Below are 17,814 nucleotides of genomic sequence, written 5' to 3' on the forward strand. Positions count from 1 at the left end.
ATGCGTCTTCACCAATTCCTTATCTCCGCTGCTCTCGGACTTGCCACCCKGGGTGCGCAGGCCGAGGGTGCTGCCCCGACTGTTACCGCCACGGCAGCCGAATACCGCCTGGGCGCTGGCGACGTCGTGCGCATCGTCGTCTATCAAAACGTTGACCTGACGCTGGAGACCCGGGTCTCAGAGAACGGTGTCATCAGCTTCCCTCTGCTTGGCAATGTGCGCATTGGCGGGCTGAGTGTCAGCGCTGCCGAGAAGCTCATCGCCGACGGCCTGAAGAACGGCAACTTCGTCAAGTCGCCGCAGGTCACGCTGATCCTGATGCAGGTCAAGGGCAACCAGGCCAGCGTGCTCGGCCAGGTCAACCGTCCAGGCCGCTATCCGATCGAGACGGCCGACATGCGCATGACCGACCTGCTGGCCAACGCCGGCGGCGTTGCCAGCACGGGCGCGGAAATCCTCGTCCTCAGCGGCACGCGCGCGGGCAAGCCCTTCCGCATGGAGATCGATCTCCCCACCGTTTTCGGTCCCAGTGCCGAACACGGTCGCCCGAATGACGTGCTGATCCAGAACGGCGACGTGCTCTGGGTCGACCGCGCACCGCTGGTCTATATCTATGGCGAAGTGCAACGCCCCGGCCCGATGCGGCTGGAGCGCGGCATGACCCTGATGCAGGCCCTCGCCACTGGCGGCGGCCTGACCCAGCGCGGCACCGAGCGCGGCATCCGCGTGCACCGCAAGTCGGCCGACGGCAAGGTGCAAGTCATGCAGCCGGGCATGGACGACAGCCTGAAGGACGGCGACGTGGTCTACGTCAAAGAGAGCCTGTTCTGATTTTGAGGATCCAGCAATGAACTTTGTCCAATTCCTGGCCATCCTGCGTGCGCGCTACAAGATGGCGCTTGGCGTGTTCGCCGCTATCGTTGTGCTGGCCCTGGCGCTCAGCCTGGCCTGGCCCAAGAGCTACACGGCGACGGCCTCGGTTGTCATCGACTCGACTAAGCCCGACCCGTTGGCGGCCGTGCTGTTTCCGGGCGGCGTCAACCCGAGCTTGATCGCGACGCAGATCGACGTGATCCAGAGCGACCGTGTCGCCTTCAAGGTCGTGCGCAATCTCAAGCTCAACGAGAACCCCCAGATCCGCGAGCAATGGCAGAGCGCGACCGATGGAACTGGCTCCATCGAGCAGTGGCTGAATGTGCTGTTCCAGAAGAGCCTGGACGTGAAGCCCTCGCGCGAATCCAACGTCGTCACCGTCACCTACAAGGCCGCCGACCCCAAGTTTGCAGCGGCCCTGGCTAACGCCTTTGTGCAGGCCTATCTCGAAACCAATGTCGAGATGCGCGTCGAGCCGGCGCGGCTTTACTCGTCCTTCTTCGATCAACGAGCCAAGGAAGCGCGCGACGTCCTCGAGAAAGCTCAGTCCAAGCTGTCCGACTTCCAGAAGGACAAGGGCATCATCGCCACCGATGAGCGGCTGGACGTCGAGAACGGCCGGCTGAACGAGCTGTCGTCGCAATACGTCGGCCTGCAGTCGCTGGCGTCGGATTCGGTCAGCCGCCAAGCTGCCGCGCGCGGCGTGGGTGCCGACCGCATGCAGGAAGTGTTGAACAACCCGCTGATCGCGGGCCTCAAGGCTGACCAGGCCCGTTTGCAGGCCCGCCTGCAGGAGCTCACGTCCAAACTCGGCGAACAAAACCCACAGGTCATCGAGGCGCGCGCCAACCTGGCCGAGCTCAAGGCGCGGATTGACGCCGAAACGACCAAGGTGGGCAGCTCGCTAGGTATCGCCAACAACATCAACCAGCAGCGCGCCGGTGAGATCAAGGCTGCGCTTGAGGCCCAGCGCGCCAAAGTGCTGCAGATGAAGGCCGTTCGTGACGACGGCGCCGTGCTGGTGCGAGATGTCGACAACGCTCAGCGCACCTATGACATGGTCATGCAGCGCTTCAACCAGTCGACGATGGAGAGCCTTGCCACGCAGAGCAATGTGTCTGTGTTGTCGCAAGCCATTCCGCCCCTCACGCCGTCAGCACCCAAGATCGTGCTGAATATGGCCGTGGCCATCTTCGCCGGCACGTTGCTGGCCGTTGCCGTCGTCGTTGCGATGGAAATGCTGGATCGCCGCGTTCGCAGTGTCGAAGACGTCGCCCAAGCGGTGGGTCTGCCGATCATCGGCGTGCTGCCGTCGCCGAATGCCCGTCGCCGCCTGTTCGGCCGGACGGCCAAGGCCAATCTGATGCAGCAACGCCTGCTCGGCCAAGTGCCAGGCAAGGCGGCCTGAGCTGATGAACGCCGCAACTTCTGGAGCCTCCGTGAACGCCCCTGCCGACCTGCATGACCGCCCGATTGGCGACCTGATCCGCGATGCGCGCAATCTCAGCGCCGCTGAAGTCGAGAAGGTGCTGAGCTATCAGCGCGAGCATGGCGTGCGCTTCGGTGAAGCCGCCGTCACCCTCGGTCTGGCCAGTCCTGACGACGTGTTGAACGCCCTTGCGCAGCAGTTCCACTATCCCCTGGCCAGTGCCGAGCGGCGCCTCGCCAGCCCCGAGCTGGTCACACTGCTACAACCCTTCTCTGTGCAGGCGGAAGCGATCCGCGCGGTGCGCAGCCAGGTCACGATGCGGCTCAGCAAGCCTGACACCGTGCGCCAGGCCATGGCCGTTATCAGCCCTGCCAGCGGTGACGGCAAGACGTATTTCGCGGCCAACCTGGCCGTAGCCCTAGCCCAGCTTGGCGGACGCACGCTGATCGTCGACGCCGACCTGCGTGGCCCCCGCCAGCATGAGGTGTTCAAGGTCAGCAACTCGGCAGGCTTGTCATCGTTGTTGTCGGGCCGCTCCGAGACTCAGGTCATCCAGGCCGTCGAAGGCGTTCCCGGGCTGTTTGTCTTGCCCTGCGGCCCAATCCCGCCGAACCCGCTGGAACTCATCGAACGTCCGGCCTTTGGCCTGCTCGTGCGCGAGCTGACCTCCAAATTCGACCATGTCGTCATCGACACGGCGGCGGCCTCTCTGGGATCGGACGCCTGCGTCGTCGCCGCAAAGTGCGGTGCGGCTCTGGTGCTAACGCGCCGACATGAGAACAAGGTCGCCGCGCTGCAGGATCTGGTGGCCAGCATGTCTGGCAGCTCGGTGCAATTGATTGGCGCGGTCGTCAACGAGTTTTGAGAAGGTGCGAGCTTGTGTCCGCTGCGTTCGATTCGCGTGTTGCTGCGCCCAAGAAGATGACACGTCAGCCCGAGCTCAAATCCTGGGCGCCGCTGGCGTTGCTGCTTCTCGGGTGGGCCATCATGTACGGGCCCAGCTACTACAACTTGTCGAGAACGATCTGGGCCAGTGACGAACAGGGGCACGGCCCCATCATCCTGGCCGTCAGTGCTTGGCTACTCTTTCGTAAGCACGAGGAATTCGCGGCGCTGAAGCGTGCACCCAGCAACTTTGCTGGCAGCGTGCTGCTGTTGTTGGGCATCGCGGCCTATGCGGTCGGGCGCTCTCAGTCCATCTGGATGCTGGAAATCGGATCTCAGATCCTGGTCCTTGTCGCGCTGCTGCTACTGTTCTTCGGCTCGGCGGGCGTCAAGCTGGCATGGTTCCCGCTTCTGTTTCTGGTGTTCATGATCCCCTGGCCTGGAGACTGGGTGTCCTTCGTGACCTCGCCACTCAAGTCCGCGGTGTCTGCCGTGGCATCCAGCGTCCTGTTTGCGGCGGGGTACCCGGTGGGGCGTTCGGGTGTCATCTTGACGGTGGGGCAGTATCAGTTATTGGTGGCAGACGCCTGTGCTGGTTTGAATTCAATGTTCACGCTGGAGGCTCTGGGGCTTCTGTATATGAACATCATGCAATACACGAGTCTGGTGCGAAATATCGCGCTGGCCATCCTGATCATCCCGATCTCATTTGCGGCCAACGTGATTCGGGTGATGATCTTGGTGCTGGTAACTTACCATTTTGGTGATGAGGCCGGGCAGGGTTTCGTGCATGGATTCGCCGGTATGGTGCTGTTCCTTGTGGCTCTTACGTTAATACTGTTCACGGACAAGGTCGTAGGATTTTTCCTGGAGCGTAAAAAGGGTACGGCATGAAAGGCGACCTGATTAGATCTGGCGTACTTGCTGCTGTGATGGCAGCGGCTTGTGCCATCGCCTTGGCCATTACGCCCAGGGTTTTTCTGGCCGACCTGAAATCGCGTGAAAAACTAGCCAGTATCGTGCCGACGAAATTTGCGGGCTGGGTGGTGGATGACTCCATCTTGCCGGTTCCGCCCAGCCCTGATCTGCAGAAGGTGCTGGATGCCACCTACGACGAAACGGTGGCAATGACATTCAGGAGCGCGGCCGGCGAGCGCGTCATGCTTTCTTTGGCCTACGGGCGCAACCAGCACAAGGGCATGATCACGCACCGGCCCGAGATCTGCTATCCCGCTCAAGGCTTCAAATTGAGCAGTGGCGTCAGCGATGGCTCCGTCGATATCCGCGGCAAGCCGTTGCCCGTGAAACGCCTGGTAGCAACGATGGGCCCACGTAATGAGCCGATCACTTATTGGGTGATGGTCGGAGATGAAATCACGCAATTCGGTTATCCGCATCGCTGGGTTGCGATTCGGTACGGCCTCAAAGGGGAGATTCCAGACGGCGTGCTCGTTCGTGTTTCGTCGATATCGGCGGATGACAACAAAGCTTTCGCGCTGCAAGATGCCTTCATCCAGGATCTGCTGGCCGCCATACCCCCCCAGAATCGCAGTCGCCTTCTCGGTTCAATCTATCAATAATCCCTATTTTTCAATTGCCATTTTGTAGTATGACAAAGACCGCTCTGATTACTGGCGTTACGGGCCAAGATGGTGCCTACTTGGCGGAATTGCTGCTGTCCAAGGGCTATGTGGTGCATGGCATCAAGCGCCGCGCCTCATCCTTCAACACCGACCGCGTCGACCACCTCTACCAGGATCCGCATGTCGACAACCAGCGCTTCAAGCTCCACTACGGCGACCTGACCGACAGCACCAACCTGATTCGCATCATCCAGGAGGTGCAGCCCGACGAGGTCTACAACCTCGGCGCGATGAGCCATGTGGCGGTCAGCTTCGAAAGCCCCGAGTACACGGCCGATGCCGACGGCATGGGCACGTTGCGCATCCTCGAAGCCATCCGGATCCTGGGCCTGGAAAAGAAGACGCGCTTCTATCAAGCGTCCACCTCCGAGCTGTACGGCCTGGTGCAGGAGATCCCGCAGAAGGAGACCACGCCSTTCTACCCGCGCAGCCCTTATGCGGTCGCCAAGATGTACGCCTACTGGATCACGGTCAACTACCGTGAGGCCTACGGCATGTATGCCTGCAATGGCATCCTCTTCAATCACGAGAGCCCGCGCCGCGGCGAGACCTTCGTCACCCGCAAGATCACGCGCGCCGTCGCCCGCATCGCGCTCGGCCTGCAGGACTGTCTGTATCTGGGCAACCTGAGCGCATTGCGCGACTGGGGCCATGCACGGGACTACGTCGAGATGCAGTGGCTGATGCTGCAGCAGGACCAGGCCGACGACTTCGTCATCGCCACCGGCGTGCAGTACAGCGTGCGCCAGTTCGTCGAGTTCGCCGCTGCCGAGCTGGGCGTGACCGTGAGTTTCGAGGGCGAGGGCGAGCAGGAGATCGGCCGCGTCAGCAAGGTCGTTGGCGACAAGGCCAAGTGCAAGGTCGGCGACGTCATCGTGCGCGTCGACCCGCGCTACTTCCGCCCTACCGAAGTCGAAACCCTGCTGGGTGACCCGACCAAGGCCAAGGAAAAACTCGGCTGGGTGCCCAAGACGACGCTGCGCGAGCTGGTTGCCGAGATGGTGCAGGCCGACTACACCGCTGCCCGCCGCGACAGCCTCGTCAAGATGGCGGGCTTCCAAGCCTATGACTACAACGAATGACGAACAAGTCCGCGACGTAGCCGCAGGAAAGCCCGGCGGCTACGTTGCTGCTCTTGACGGCGTTAGAGGTTTGGCGGCGTTGGCCGTTGTCCTCTATCACATTGAATACTCTCATCGATGGTTCGCCAAAGGATATCTTGCCGTTGATCTGTTCTTCATTCTTAGTGGTTATGTGCTGTCCCACAGATATGCGGCTTCTGCTGCTTCCAGGACTGGCTTTTCTAAGTTTGCATGGGCTCGGGTAGCAAGGCTGTATCCGCTCCATCTTGCCACGCTGCTTCTGTTGGCTGCGGCGGAGTTGTGTTTGTCGCTGGCGTTCAATAAGCACGCGGTGATTCCCGACGCCCTCGGCTACACCTTTGTTCTTAATTTATTTTTGTTGCAGTGCGTTGGTCTCTGGGACCACCCTAGCTGGAATACCTCGTCGTGGTCCATCTCCGTTGAATTTTGGGTGAATCTCGGATGGTATTGCTTGCTTGGATACCTGAAGGATCTGCGCGCGCTGATAGTGCTTCTGCTCGTTGTCTGGTTGGGCGGGCTTGGCCTGCTGTTTGCTCACGCTGACGTCCTTGACTACCACGCAGAGTCTATTGGCTTCATCAACGCAGGAATATTGAGGTGTGCCGTTGGCTTCTCTTGTGGAGCATTGGTATTTTATATGCGCCACCAATGGGTTGGATTGCATGAGGCGGCGGGAATTGGATTCCTGATTTTGTTTGCCTTCTTGATTGCTGTGCCATTTGAATCGGTGGACTTTGTGGTTGCCGCAGTTTTATTTCCTATCCTTGTTGTGGCTGCCCTGGGTAAATCTGGTTGGGTCGTCAAGATATGTACTTGGCGGCCGGTAACTTGGCTCGGCTTGATTTCGTATTCAATTTATCTCAATCATTTGCTGGTCATCAAAACCGTCAATTTGATCGGGGCGAAACTAGACTTGCTGCTCCGCGGTGTTCTCATTCTTGCGGTCACGATTGGCTTGTCTTGGTTGACTTACAGATTCGTTGAATCTCCGGCGCGTGCGTTTCTCCAGTCGCGTTGGCGTATACGAAATCAAAGGCCTCTGGAGGCTGGTGTTAATTGAATTTTTGGATGTAATTCCCCTGCCATGGATAAACAATCACATATCTTCGTAACGGGTCATCGCGGCATGGTGGGCTCCGCGCTGGTGCGTCGCCTTGAAAAGGGCGGCTACACCAACATCCTCACCGCCGGCCGCGACACGCTCGACCTGCTTGACCAGAATGCCGTATCCGCCTTCCTCGCGGAGCACAAGCCCGACTACATCTACATCGCTGCGGCCAAGGTCGGTGGCATCCAGGCCAACAACGTCTATCGGGCGGATTTCCTCTATCAGAACCTGCTGATCGAGGCGAACCTCATCCATGGCGCCCACCTGGCCGGCGTGCAGCGCCTGATGTTCCTGGGCTCCAGCTGCATCTATCCGCGCGACTGCCCACAGCCGATCAAGGAAGACTACCTGCTGACCGGCCCGCTGGAGCAGACTAACGAGCCTTACGCCCTGGCCAAGATCGTCGGCATCAAGCTCGCTGAAAGCTACAACCGCCAATACGGCCGGCAGTACGTCAGCGTGATGCCGACCAACCTCTACGGCCCCAACGACAACTACGATCTCGCCAACAGCCACGTGCTGCCCGCGCTGATCCGCAAGGCGCACGAGGCCAAGCTGCGCGGTGACGCCGAGTACGTCGTCTGGGGCAGTGGCACGCCGCGCCGTGAGTTCCTCTACGTCGACGATCTGGCCGACGCCTGCGTGCACCTGATGGAGCAGGGCTACGACGGCGCCCTCGTCAACATCGGCACCGGCGAGGACGTGACCATCCGCGAACTGGCCGAGACCGTCATGAAGGTGATCGGCTTCGAAGGCCGCATCGTCTTCGACAGCAGCAAACCCGACGGCACGCCGCGCAAGCTGCTCGACGTCTCGCGCCTGCAGTCGCTGGGCTGGCAGTTTCGTACCGACCTGCACACGGGCGTTGGGCTCGCTTACGCGGACTTTCTGAAGCGGGCTTGACCGCCATGTCCGGCAGTCTGGCGCAGCCTCCCTTGACCAAGTCCCTCGCTGCTCGCAGCTTCAGCGCACTGCTGTGGTCCTACGCGGGCGCCCTCGCCAAAGTGCTCGCCCAGTTGGTCATCCAGGTCGCGCTGGCGCGAATGCTCGGGCCCCTGGCTTTTGGCCAGGCGGCGATGGTGCTCGTGGTGCTGGGTTTTGGCTGGCTGCTTGCTGATGGTGGATTTGGTTCTGCGCTGATCCAGAAGGCCGAGCTCAGTGACGATGACATCGCTTATGCGCTGGGCTGGGTGTCGTTGCTGTCGCTGATCATCGGCGTTGTCATCTTCGCAAGCGCCCCGCTGCTGGCCTGGCAGCTCAAGGATGAGGCATACACCGACCTGATGCGTGCTTGCGGCGTGCTGATTCCGTTGCAAGCGTTGTCCAACATCCCGATGAGTCTGCTGCGCCGCAACCTCGACATGAAGCGGCAGCAACTGCTCAACGTCGGCGGCTATCTTGTGGGTGTGGGCGTGATCGGAATGGCCCTGGCCCTGGCGGGCTATGGCGCTTGGGCGCTGGTGATCGGATTCGCCGCGCAGACTGTCATCAACCTCGTGTTCGGCTACCTGGCCATCAAGTTCCCCTTGCGGATCAAATTCAGCGGCGATAGGGCTTTGCGAAATTTCGGTTTCAGCGTGATGGCTACCAATATGGCCAACTGGGCGATCGACAGCATCGATCGCATCGTCATCGGCAAGCTGTGGGGCTCGAGCAGCTTGGGCGAATACTCGGCAGCGGGCAACCTCTCGCGCGCGCCGGCTGCCATGCTGGTGGGTGCGGCGCAATCGGTGGTGTTCTCGTCCGCTTCGCGCGTGCAGGATGACCACGCGAGAGTTCGGCGCGGCTTCATTGCTGCGGCTTCCCTGGTGCTGCTCATCACCTGTCCGGTGTTCGGCTTCCTCTCGCTGCATGCGCCTTTGGTGATGCATGTGCTTTATGGGGAACGATGGCTGAATGCAGCGCCCCTGTTTGCAGCGCTCTGCGTCGCCATTCCCAGCTATGCCTTGCTGTCGATTGCGGGCCCCACGCTGTGGAGCGTCGGCGCTGCGCGCAGCGAGTTCAAGGTACAGGCGAGCATCGTCGTGCTGCTGGTCGTGGGCCTGTATCTGCTTTCCGACTATCCGCTGGTGAATGTGGTGTGGCTGGTGCCCGCGCTGTATGCGTTGCGCTCGCTGCTGGTGCTGCTGGCGTTGGCACACCGGATCAGCCTACCCGCAGCGCCGGCCTTGCGCGCTGCGCTGGGCGCGGCGGTGCTGACCGCGGTTGTGCTGCTCACGAGCCTGGGCATACGCAACCTGGCACTTGGCGTGATCGGAGATGGCTTCGCTTCTGCTGCCGTCGGTCTTGTTTGCTGCCTGCTGGCGTTGCGTCTGGGCTCGCAGTGGCTATTGGCACCAGAACTGAGGCAGATGCTGCTCGCGCGTGCGGGTGAGTCGGCTCTGGCGCGCCGCTTGTGCAAACTGCTTGGCATGAGGGCCGACGCCCAATGAGTCCGATGAAGGTTGTTTTCGATCATCAGATTTTTGCGACGCAAGCCTACGGCGGTGTGTCGCGATATTTCGTCGAGCTCGCGCGCGGCATGAGCCCGCGCGATGCGCAAGTCCAGATCTTTGCGCCGGCATACGTCAATCGATATCTCGGCGGGTCTGATCCGCTGCATCCGCTCAGCTTTGAACTGCAGGGCTTGCGCCGCGGCCTCCGGTACCGGCCTTCATTGCTGGCGCCGCTGCTGTGGGGAGCGGTGAAATTCAAGTCGCCGCAAATCTTGCACGAGACCGGCACCAACCACTTCAACCCGGCATCGGCATTGAACGGCGATGGGAGGCTGATCAGCACGGTCCATGACATGACCGTGGAGCGATTCCCCCACTATTTCGATCAGCCGACGCGCCGCATCGAAGCCAAGTTGGCGGCGCTGCGCAGGGCCGACGCCATCATCTGCATCTCTGAATCGACGAAGTCGGATTTGATTTCCTTCTATCCGGAATTCGCCGACAGGTGCCACGTCGTCCATCACGGCGTCACCCAGGACCGCGCCACTGCCCCCCGCCCGGCCGTCCTGCCTCCGAGCTATCTGCTGTATGTCGGCACCCGCCAGACGTACAAGAACTTCGACAACCTCATCCGCGCGCTCGGCGCCGCCAAGGGCTTGCCGGCCTCGCTGCAGTTGGTCTGCTTTGGCGGGGGGCCGTTGAGCGAGGAAGAGAAGGCGCTGTGCAACGCCAGCGGCTGGCCCGTGTCCCGCGTGACGCAGCTTCACGGTGACGACGCCTTGCTGGCCCAGGCCTACAAGCACGCCGAGCTGTTCGTCTTTCCATCGACCTATGAAGGCTTCGGCATGCCGCTCACGGAGGCGATGGTGCAAGCCTGCCCCATCGCCTGCGCGCGAGCCACGTCGTTCCCGGAAGTCTGYGAAGACGGCGCCGAGTACTTCGACCCGGCGGATGTCGGCGACATCGCACGCGTCGTTGAACGGTTGATGGCTGACCCCGCCAGGCGCAGCGCGGTGTCGGCCGCCGGTCAAAAGCGTGTTGCCCACTTCACCTGGGCGCGGTGCGCCGCAGAGACGGCAGCGGTCTATCGAGACGCGCTGAGCCGGAGGGGTCGGCGGTGAGTCGCTTGCAATGGTGCATGCCCGTCGTCAGGGGACGCGGTGCCGGCTTGGGCAATGAGTTGGTGCCCTGGGCGCGCGCCTACCTGATGGCACGGGAGTTGGGTGCACATTGCCTGCACCCCGCCTTTGGGATCAACCAGCGCCGATACGGCCATCACTTCGGCACTTCGAACGCGGATTGGCTGATTCATCGCGGCATGGCCGCGGCCTTGCCCCATGTGCGATTCGACGAGGCCGACTATCTCGCCCATGGAGGCGGGGACGTCAGCGAAGCATTCAGCCGGTTTGCCAAATCGAATGGATTGCATGATCGCGGCCCGTTGGTGGTGCTGACCGAAGGCATGTGGGGCGGCATGCACCACATCGCGCGCGCCAGGGAATTCGTCAGGACGACGCTCTATCGCAGCCGGTACGCGGCGGGCAATTTGTCCGAGTTGTCGGCTCGCCTGGACCCGGCAAAACTGACCGTCGCCATGCACGTGCGGCTTGGTGATTTTCAGGAATCCAAGGCCGAACTGCAGTATTACCGCGGCCGTTTCAATTGCGCGCTGCCGATTGACTGGTTCTTGAATATCGGCAGGCGATTGCTGGCCGAATACGGGACGCGTCTCCAGTTCCAGATTTTCTCGGACGGCTCGCCGGAGCAACTTCGACCGCTGGTCGATTTACTGCATCCCGTAGACACCCGGAGCGCGGCGCCGGCGGATATCTCTGATCTGCTCGCCATGTCGCAAGCCGATTTGCTGGTTTGCTCCGTATCGTCCTACAGCGTATGGGCGGCCATGCTTTCTACGGCGCCATACCTTTGGTTTGAGCCGCAAATGCATCTGCATGGCGACGATATGCTTTCCATCTGGGGCCATGAGAAGGGTCAAGGTCTTGAGGCAAGTCCTACGGTATTGGCTGTAGACATGCAAAGAACATTGGCACCGGATCACCGCCACGGCCGAGCGTTTGCCATAGGCATGGACGACGCCTTGGATGTTCACCTGACACAAACCTTGAACGGGCGGCTCAGATCGCACCAGCGACAGGGTGACCTCATTCAATATGGCGCGGTGGGTCCGGCTCGACAACGGCAGTTCGATTGACCAGCATGGAGTTAACCCAGAATGAATGAAATACTTGCATTCACGTTCGAGGTTTTGCCCTATGTGGCTGCGCTTGTGGCGGCAATCATTGTTGCACTCAGTATCGTTGCCTCCGGCTGGCTGGCTGACAAGTGGAGCGATTCGAGCAAGCTGGCAGTCATTCTTGGAGCGCTCGTTGTCGGCAGTGCGTTGAGCATCCTCCTCAGCGGTCGTACGATTTACTCACAGGACGTGACACTCAACACCCTGGCGGCGCTGCAAGAATCCGACCAAGGCGCCGGTTTCTGGGCCAGTCGACTAACCAACGCGTTGATACTTTTCGTCTCGCTGGGTGAGATATTCCGGTGGTGCACGGGAACACGCAGGATGGCGAGCGGTACGAAATGGGTGCTGCTCAGCTTCTTTTCTTTTTACGTGGCGTCCTATGTTGCGGGCCTGTTGTTTACGACCACGCGCGAAGTCAAGCTGGGTTGGATTTACGCGCCAACAGCCTTTACAGCTGTGGCTTTGCTGGCGCCAGCCGGGATGAATGGCGATGCGCTGCGCAAATTCAAATGGGCATTGATCGGCGTTCTGGCTGCCAGTCTGGTGGGGGCCGCGGTGCTGCCGAGCATGACGGTCGAATCGGGCTATAAATCCTGGATTCCAGGATTTTCCTACCGTTTGTACGGGTTTTCCGATCATGCCAATTCACTTGGCATCGTGGCAGCTCTGGCGGTTATTCTGGAACTCAGCCCATTGGTCAGGAAGCGGCCCAATCTGATATTTCTGGCGATCTCGCTGGCGGCGTTGATCTTTACCCAGTCGAAGACTTCCTGGATCGTGGCGCTGATAGGTGCGATCTTTGTGCGCTTCGAGGATATTCGTGGCTACTCGAAGTCGAGCATGCCCGGCCAATTCACGCTGAAACTCGTCTTCGCCGGCGCCGTCGTTGGATCGCTGGCGGCGCTGGCGTTTGCACTGTCGGCCTATGCCGGCCTGCTGGACCGCCTGCTGAATTTCAAGGAGGGGATCACTTTCACCGGTCGCACGCGGATCTGGGAAATCAGCTGGAATGAACTGCTGAAAAACCCCTTGTTTGGCTATGGGCCTTCGATTTGGGATCCTCTTTATCGTTTTCAAAACAACTTCATGTCTGCCGGACATGCGCACAACCAGTTCTTTCAGACTGCCGGGCAAGCGGGGATTTTTGGTTTGTTGACGCTGGCCTGGTATGTATACCTCTTGGGTCGAAACTGTGCCGGCACATGGCGGGCCAGTTCGGGGCTGGCCGGGATTGCTTTCGTTAGTCTGATGATTCGTTGTTTCTCCGAAAGCCCCATGCGCCTTGGTGGCCTTTCCGGCATGGATTCCGTCCTCCACCTGCTGGCATTTGCGTTCGCGGCAATGTTCATTCATTCAAGAGCGCCCGTTCATGGTCTCGACAGACGAACTCAATTGCTGCACGGACAGCGCGCCTTTTGAAATGAATATTTCTGCTGAGATCAATCGTCCGCGGCGCGTTTGTGCCTTGCTGACGAGCTTCAACCGGCGCGACAAGACGGTCGCATGCCTCACGCGCCTTGGATCTAGTGCGGCATTGCATGGGATCCAGTTGAATGCTGTGTTGGTGGATGACGGGAGTACGGACAAGACAGCAGCTCAGGTATCTGGTGCATTCGATTGGGTCCATGTCATCGTCAACGACGCAGAGCCCCTGTTCTGGTGTCGTGGCATGCACCGGGCATTTGCGGCTGCCCTGGAGCGGGGCTATGACTATTACCTGCTGCTCAACGATGACACGATGCTTGACGATGATGCGCTGCCGCGTTTACTGGCCGACGCTGCAGCATGCGGTTCGCGCACAGAAATGCCGGTCATCGTGGTGGGCAGCACTCGTGACAGTATGTTGGGGACACTGACCTACGGCGGGCAGGAGAGGCCCAACCCGAGCAAGTACACGACATTCGTCAAGATTGAACCGGCAGCGCAACCGCGCCGGGTTGAGACATTCAATGCCAACGTCGTGCTGATACCAGCGGCTGCGGCCCTGCGCGTGGGCAATCTCGACCCTTACTTCGAGCATGCGCTGGGCGACATCGACTATGGCCTGCGTGCCACCGCCGCTGGCGTCGAGATCTGGCTGGCGAGTGGGTTCCACGGCACCTGCGACAACAACAGCGCCGCAGGGACGTTCAAGGACGCAGACAAGCCAATCGCCGCCCGCTGGCGCCACATGCTGAGCCGCAAGGGGCTGCCCTGGCGCTCCTGGCTTCATTTCACACGCCGTCACGCAAGCTGGCAGTGGCCTGTGTTCTTTGCCTGGCCCTATTTTCGATTCTGGCTTGACGGAGGCCGCAAGGCGATATTCCACCGCCACCATTGATTCAATTCGAGCTACCTTTACTCGCTTGACCTGCCATACCCGCAGGGTGAGCTGGTCGTGGTGTTTCGAATCCGTTGTTTGAGAAGGATCATGTCATGGCCGAACTGGCGCCCATCGCGCTATTCACATTCAAGCGTCCGGTGCATACGCAGCGCACGCTGGAAGCGCTTGCGCGCAACCCTGAATTCCTGCGCAGCGAATTGCACATCTTCTGCGACGGCTCCCGTCGCCCGGACGAGGACGCTGCCGTGGAGGCAACGCGCGATGTCGCGCGCAAGTTCCCGCATCCAAACAAGACGGTGCATGATGCACCCAGCAACCGCGGACTGGCGGCGTCTATCATCAGCGGCGTGGGGCGGCTCTGCGCCGAGCATGGCCGGGTCATTGTGGTCGAGGACGATCTGGTCGTAGCGCCAGTTTTTCTGGATTTTCTGAACCGCGGGCTTGAGCGCTATGAAAACGACGACAGAGTGATGCAGATTTCGGGCCATATGTTCCCGGTCGATCTGTCGTCGAATGAAAGCGATGCGGTTTTTCTGCCGTTCACCACCTCGTGGGGTTGGGCGACGTGGCAACGGGCCTGGAAACACTTCGATCCCTCGATGAAATCATTTTCGACTGTCGAAGGCAGTCGAGCGACGCGCAAGCGATTTAATCTTGGCGATGCCTACCCTTACTACTCGATGCTGAAAAAGCAGAAGGCGGGCATGATTGATTCTTGGGCCATTCGTTGGTATTTAAGTGTGTTCGTGCGCGACGGACTTGCGTTATATCCTCGGCGCAGTCTCGTCAGCAATGAAGGATTTGACGGTTCCGGGATGAATTGTGGCGTTGTGGGCAATGGTTCTCAGGACGCCACGGCGACGGAATTCACGCAGGCCTTGGTCAAATTGCCAAGCCCAAAAGACGCGACCGACGTTGCAGCCTTTGGCACGGTAACCGCACTCTTGAGGTCGCAGAATACCTTCTGGGAGCGGGCCCGTCGTCACCTGAAAAATAGATTCGCTTAGCGGATGAAATCCCTTATCAAGTCGCTTTTGTCCTCGTTGGCGCTTTGGCGAATCAAACGGCAATTTGCTTCGCTTAGCGCTGGCGCAGGTAGCCAAGTCTATTACTGGCGTATACGCTCGGGCCGGGGCGGTCATTTACGCATTGGCAATGAATCACGGGTGGAGACTCGCTTAACCATCGAGCGCGAGGGCGCTACTTTGACGGTGGGCGACCGCAGCTTCATCGGTGGAGGAGATATCAGTTGTGCAAGCTGCATTACCGTAGGTGACGATGTAATGATTGCTTGGAACACGACGATCTTTGACCACGCTTCCCACTCGTTGCGCTTTTCTGAGCGAGCCAATGACGTGACGGGTTGGTTGCGTGGGAGCAAGGATTGGTCTGTCGTTCAAGTTGCGCCAGTGCGCATTTGCGATAAGGCCTGGGTTGGTTTCGGCAGCATCGTTCTTCCTGGTGTCACCATCGGCGAAGGTGCTGTGGTGGGTGCCGGATCTGTCGTGACGCGCGATGTCCCGCCATGGACCATCGCAGCTGGTAATCCGGCGCGCGTTATTCGCGAGCTTGCAGAAGATGAGCGGTGATTCGATGACCGTGTTGATCACCGGTGCTCGCGGCTTCATCGGCCGCCACGTGGCACGCCACTTTGCGGACAACGGACATAAGGTGGTCGGCCTTGGTCATGGCGCGTGGCTGGAGTCGGTGCGTGGCCAATGGGGCGTGGCTGAATGGCAGAACGGCGAGATCTCGTCTGCCAATCTGGACGCTTTGTCGGCCCTCGTCGGCGTTCCCGACATCGTCATCCATCTGGCCGGCGGCAGTGCCGTGGGCCCGTCGTTTGCGCAGCCTGCAGAGGACTTTCATCGCTCGGTGGTGGCTGCCAGCGAGCTGGCTGAATGGCTGCGACTTCGCGCACCGACGGCGCGGCTGGTGATGGCGTCCAGTGCGGCCGTCTACGGCGCTGGGCATTCGGGCCCGATTGCTGAGACCGCCCCTTCCACACCCTACAGCCCTTATGGCTTTCACAAGCGCATGGCAGAGTTGGCGCTCGAATCGCACGCCCGCAATTTCGGGCTGCGTGTCGCCATCGTTCGGCTGTTCTCGGTCTATGGCCCAGGCCTGCGCAAACAGTTGCTGTGGGATGCCTGCACGCGGTTGGTGCAGGGCGAAACCCAGCTGAAGCTGGGTGGCACGGGCGATGAGTTGCGCGACTGGCTGCATGTGGACGACGTGGCCCGGCTGATGCTGTGGGCGGCCGAGCGGGCGAGCAACACGGCCGAGGTCATCAACGGCGGTACGGGTGTTGCTACGCCCGTGCGCGAGATTGCACGGCGCCTGTGCACCGCATGGGGCAGCGGTTGCGCGGCGGAGTTCTCGGGTCAGGCGCGGCCCGGAGACCCGGTGCGCCTGGTGGCCGATGTGTCAAAGGTGTGTGCGGCGGGCTTCACGCCCACGCGGGAGTGGGGTGCAGGTCTGGACGACTACGTGGCCTGGTTCCGCGCCCAGCATGCGGCGGCGGTGCAGGAGGAAGCCCGATGACGCGCGTGGCCTTCACCATCTTTGGTGGCGATGGTTGGACGGGTGGCATCAACTACCTGCGCAACCTGCTCTCGGCCGTGGCTGACCTGCCGTCCAAGCCCGTCGAGGCGGTGCTGTTCATCGCGCCGGAAACACCCGCAGACAGTGTGGCCATCCTGCTACCCTTTCTGGCGCAGCCGCCCGTGGTGGTGCCGGGTTGGGGCGCGTCAGCGGGCACGCGTACGGTGCGCCTGCTGGGGAGTGCCGTGCTGCAACGCGACTCGGTGTCGCTGCGCGCTTTCCGCGAGCAGCGGATTGATGTCGTGTTCCAGCATGCAGCCTGGTATGGCTATCGTTTCCCGATGCCCACGTTGGCCTGGATTGCCGACTTCCAGCACCGGCATCTGCCGCAGATGTTTTCGACGGCCAATCGGCTCAAGCGCGATCTGGGCTACGCAGCGCTGAGCCGCTGTGCGACGCGGCTGATGGTCAGCAGCGAGGATGCGCGCCAGGATTGTGAGCGGTTCTTTCCGGCCTCGCGCGGACGCATTTCAGTGCTGCCTTTCTGTGTCACGCCGCCAGACCCGGCGCGACAGTTGGCTGTTCCCGAGGTGCTCCGATCGCATGGCCTGTCCGAGCGCTACTTCTACATGCCGAATCAGCTGTGGCGGCACAAGAACCACCTTGTGGTCATCGAAGCGCTGCACCTGCTCAAGCAGGCCGGTGACCCGGTTGTCATTGTCAGCACGGGCAAGGCGGCAGATGCGCGCAATCCCGATCACCCTCAGAAGGTGCTCGCGCTGGCCCGTCAGTACGGTCTGGAGCAGCAGTTCCGTTTTCTCGGGTTGGTGCCCTACGAGCATGTGATGCCGCTGGCGATGGGCTCGGCGGCCCTCATCAATCCTTCGCTGTTCGAAGGCTGGAGCACAACGGTGGAGGAGGCGAAGGCGCTGGGCGTGCCCATGGTCTTGTCCGACATTCCGCTCCATCGCGAACAAGCCGGCCCGCTGGCGCGCTATTTTGAGCCGACCAGCTCCCAGGAACTCGCCGCGTGCCTGCGCGATGCTTGGGCAACGCTCCCGAATGCCGCATCGCGCGGCGACACGCAGCAGCAGGCGCTGTTGCACTACCGTCAGTCACGGTCGCAGTTTGCGGACCGGTTCGCCAACCTGGTCGCAGGGTTGGCGAAGCGCGAGGGTGGCGCTACCGCTGCCCTCGGCACCACGTCGCCTTGA

General features: G+C 61.0%; 17 protein-coding genes. All 17 read left to right on the top strand.

Features of this window, described 5'->3' with window-relative positions; genetic code table 11:
* The 17 genes from epsE to ACXJKJ_RS14600 all read left to right on the top strand — a co-directional run bounded on the left by epsE (position 1) and on the right by ACXJKJ_RS14600 (position 17,814).
* Positions 1 to 831, top strand: coding sequence for a polysaccharide export protein EpsE (epsE, locus tag ACXJKJ_RS14520; protein ID WP_457390616.1), 831 nt, complete (start codon positions 1 to 3; stop codon positions 829 to 831).
* A gap of 16 nt (positions 832 to 847) precedes the next feature.
* Positions 848 to 2,281 (top strand): chain length determinant protein EpsF, encoded by a 1,434-nt coding sequence (gene epsF, locus ACXJKJ_RS14525; RefSeq protein ID WP_457390617.1) that lies wholly within the window; start codon positions 848 to 850, stop codon positions 2,279 to 2,281.
* 31 nt (positions 2,282 to 2,312) lie between these two features.
* Complete coding sequence (locus tag ACXJKJ_RS14530) at positions 2,313 to 3,167, top strand: polysaccharide biosynthesis tyrosine autokinase (protein WP_457390618.1); 855 nt, start codon at positions 2,313 to 2,315, stop codon at positions 3,165 to 3,167.
* 14 nt (positions 3,168 to 3,181) lie between these two features.
* Positions 3,182 to 4,081, top strand: a complete 900-nt coding sequence (gene xrtB / locus ACXJKJ_RS14535) for an exosortase B (RefSeq protein WP_457390619.1) — start codon at positions 3,182 to 3,184, stop codon at positions 4,079 to 4,081.
* Complete coding sequence (epsI, locus tag ACXJKJ_RS14540) at positions 4,078 to 4,767, top strand: exosortase-associated protein EpsI, B-type (RefSeq protein ID WP_457390620.1); 690 nt, start codon at positions 4,078 to 4,080, stop codon at positions 4,765 to 4,767. Before xrtB ends, epsI begins: the two co-directional genes overlap by 4 nt.
* Positions 4,768 to 4,796: 29 nt before the next feature.
* Positions 4,797 to 5,912 (top strand): GDP-mannose 4,6-dehydratase, encoded by a 1,116-nt coding sequence (gene gmd / locus ACXJKJ_RS14545; protein WP_457390621.1) that lies wholly within the window; start codon positions 4,797 to 4,799, stop codon positions 5,910 to 5,912.
* Positions 5,896 to 6,993, top strand: coding sequence for an acyltransferase family protein (locus ACXJKJ_RS14550; RefSeq protein ID WP_457390622.1), 1,098 nt, complete (start codon positions 5,896 to 5,898; stop codon positions 6,991 to 6,993). Before gmd ends, ACXJKJ_RS14550 begins: the two co-directional genes overlap by 17 nt.
* Positions 6,994 to 7,017: 24 nt before the next feature.
* Positions 7,018 to 7,944, top strand: a complete 927-nt coding sequence (locus tag ACXJKJ_RS14555; RefSeq protein ID WP_457390623.1) for a GDP-L-fucose synthase family protein — start codon at positions 7,018 to 7,020, stop codon at positions 7,942 to 7,944.
* A gap of 32 nt (positions 7,945 to 7,976) precedes the next feature.
* Positions 7,977 to 9,473: an oligosaccharide flippase family protein gene (locus ACXJKJ_RS14560; RefSeq protein ID WP_457390624.1), complete on the top strand. Its 1,497-nt coding sequence runs from the start codon at positions 7,977 to 7,979 to the stop codon at positions 9,471 to 9,473.
* A 5-nt stretch (positions 9,474 to 9,478) separates the two neighbouring features.
* On the top strand, positions 9,479 to 10,597 hold the full coding sequence (locus tag ACXJKJ_RS14565; RefSeq protein WP_457390625.1) for a glycosyltransferase family 4 protein: 1,119 nt from the start codon (positions 9,479 to 9,481) through the stop codon (positions 10,595 to 10,597).
* 17 nt (positions 10,598 to 10,614) lie between these two features.
* Positions 10,615 to 11,688 (top strand): hypothetical protein, encoded by a 1,074-nt coding sequence (locus ACXJKJ_RS14570; protein ID WP_457390626.1) that lies wholly within the window; start codon positions 10,615 to 10,617, stop codon positions 11,686 to 11,688.
* Positions 11,689 to 11,709: 21 nt separating this feature from the next.
* Positions 11,710 to 13,152 carry an O-antigen ligase family protein gene (locus ACXJKJ_RS14575; RefSeq protein ID WP_457390627.1) on the top strand — a complete coding sequence of 481 codons (1,443 nt, stop codon included), beginning with the start codon at positions 11,710 to 11,712 and terminating at the stop codon, positions 13,150 to 13,152.
* Positions 13,103 to 14,053, top strand: coding sequence for a glycosyltransferase family 2 protein (locus ACXJKJ_RS14580; protein WP_457390628.1), 951 nt, complete (start codon positions 13,103 to 13,105; stop codon positions 14,051 to 14,053). Before ACXJKJ_RS14575 ends, ACXJKJ_RS14580 begins: the two co-directional genes overlap by 50 nt.
* 95 nt (positions 14,054 to 14,148) lie before the next feature.
* The gene (locus ACXJKJ_RS14585; RefSeq protein WP_457390629.1) at positions 14,149 to 15,063 is read left to right on the top strand and encodes a glycosyltransferase family 2 protein; all 915 of its coding nucleotides are present in this window, start codon (positions 14,149 to 14,151) and stop codon (positions 15,061 to 15,063) included.
* A gap of 3 nt (positions 15,064 to 15,066) precedes the next feature.
* Positions 15,067 to 15,645, top strand: coding sequence for an acyltransferase (locus tag ACXJKJ_RS14590; protein ID WP_457390630.1), 579 nt, complete (start codon positions 15,067 to 15,069; stop codon positions 15,643 to 15,645).
* 4 nt (positions 15,646 to 15,649) lie between these two features.
* Positions 15,650 to 16,600 carry an NAD-dependent epimerase/dehydratase family protein gene (locus ACXJKJ_RS14595; protein ID WP_457390631.1) on the top strand — a complete coding sequence of 317 codons (951 nt, stop codon included), beginning with the start codon at positions 15,650 to 15,652 and terminating at the stop codon, positions 16,598 to 16,600.
* Positions 16,597 to 17,814, top strand: a complete 1,218-nt coding sequence (locus ACXJKJ_RS14600) for a glycosyltransferase family 4 protein (protein WP_457390632.1) — start codon at positions 16,597 to 16,599, stop codon at positions 17,812 to 17,814. The genes ACXJKJ_RS14595 and ACXJKJ_RS14600 overlap by 4 nt, the downstream gene beginning before the upstream one ends.

It is taken from the genome of Roseateles sp. P5_E1, assembly GCF_054049335.1.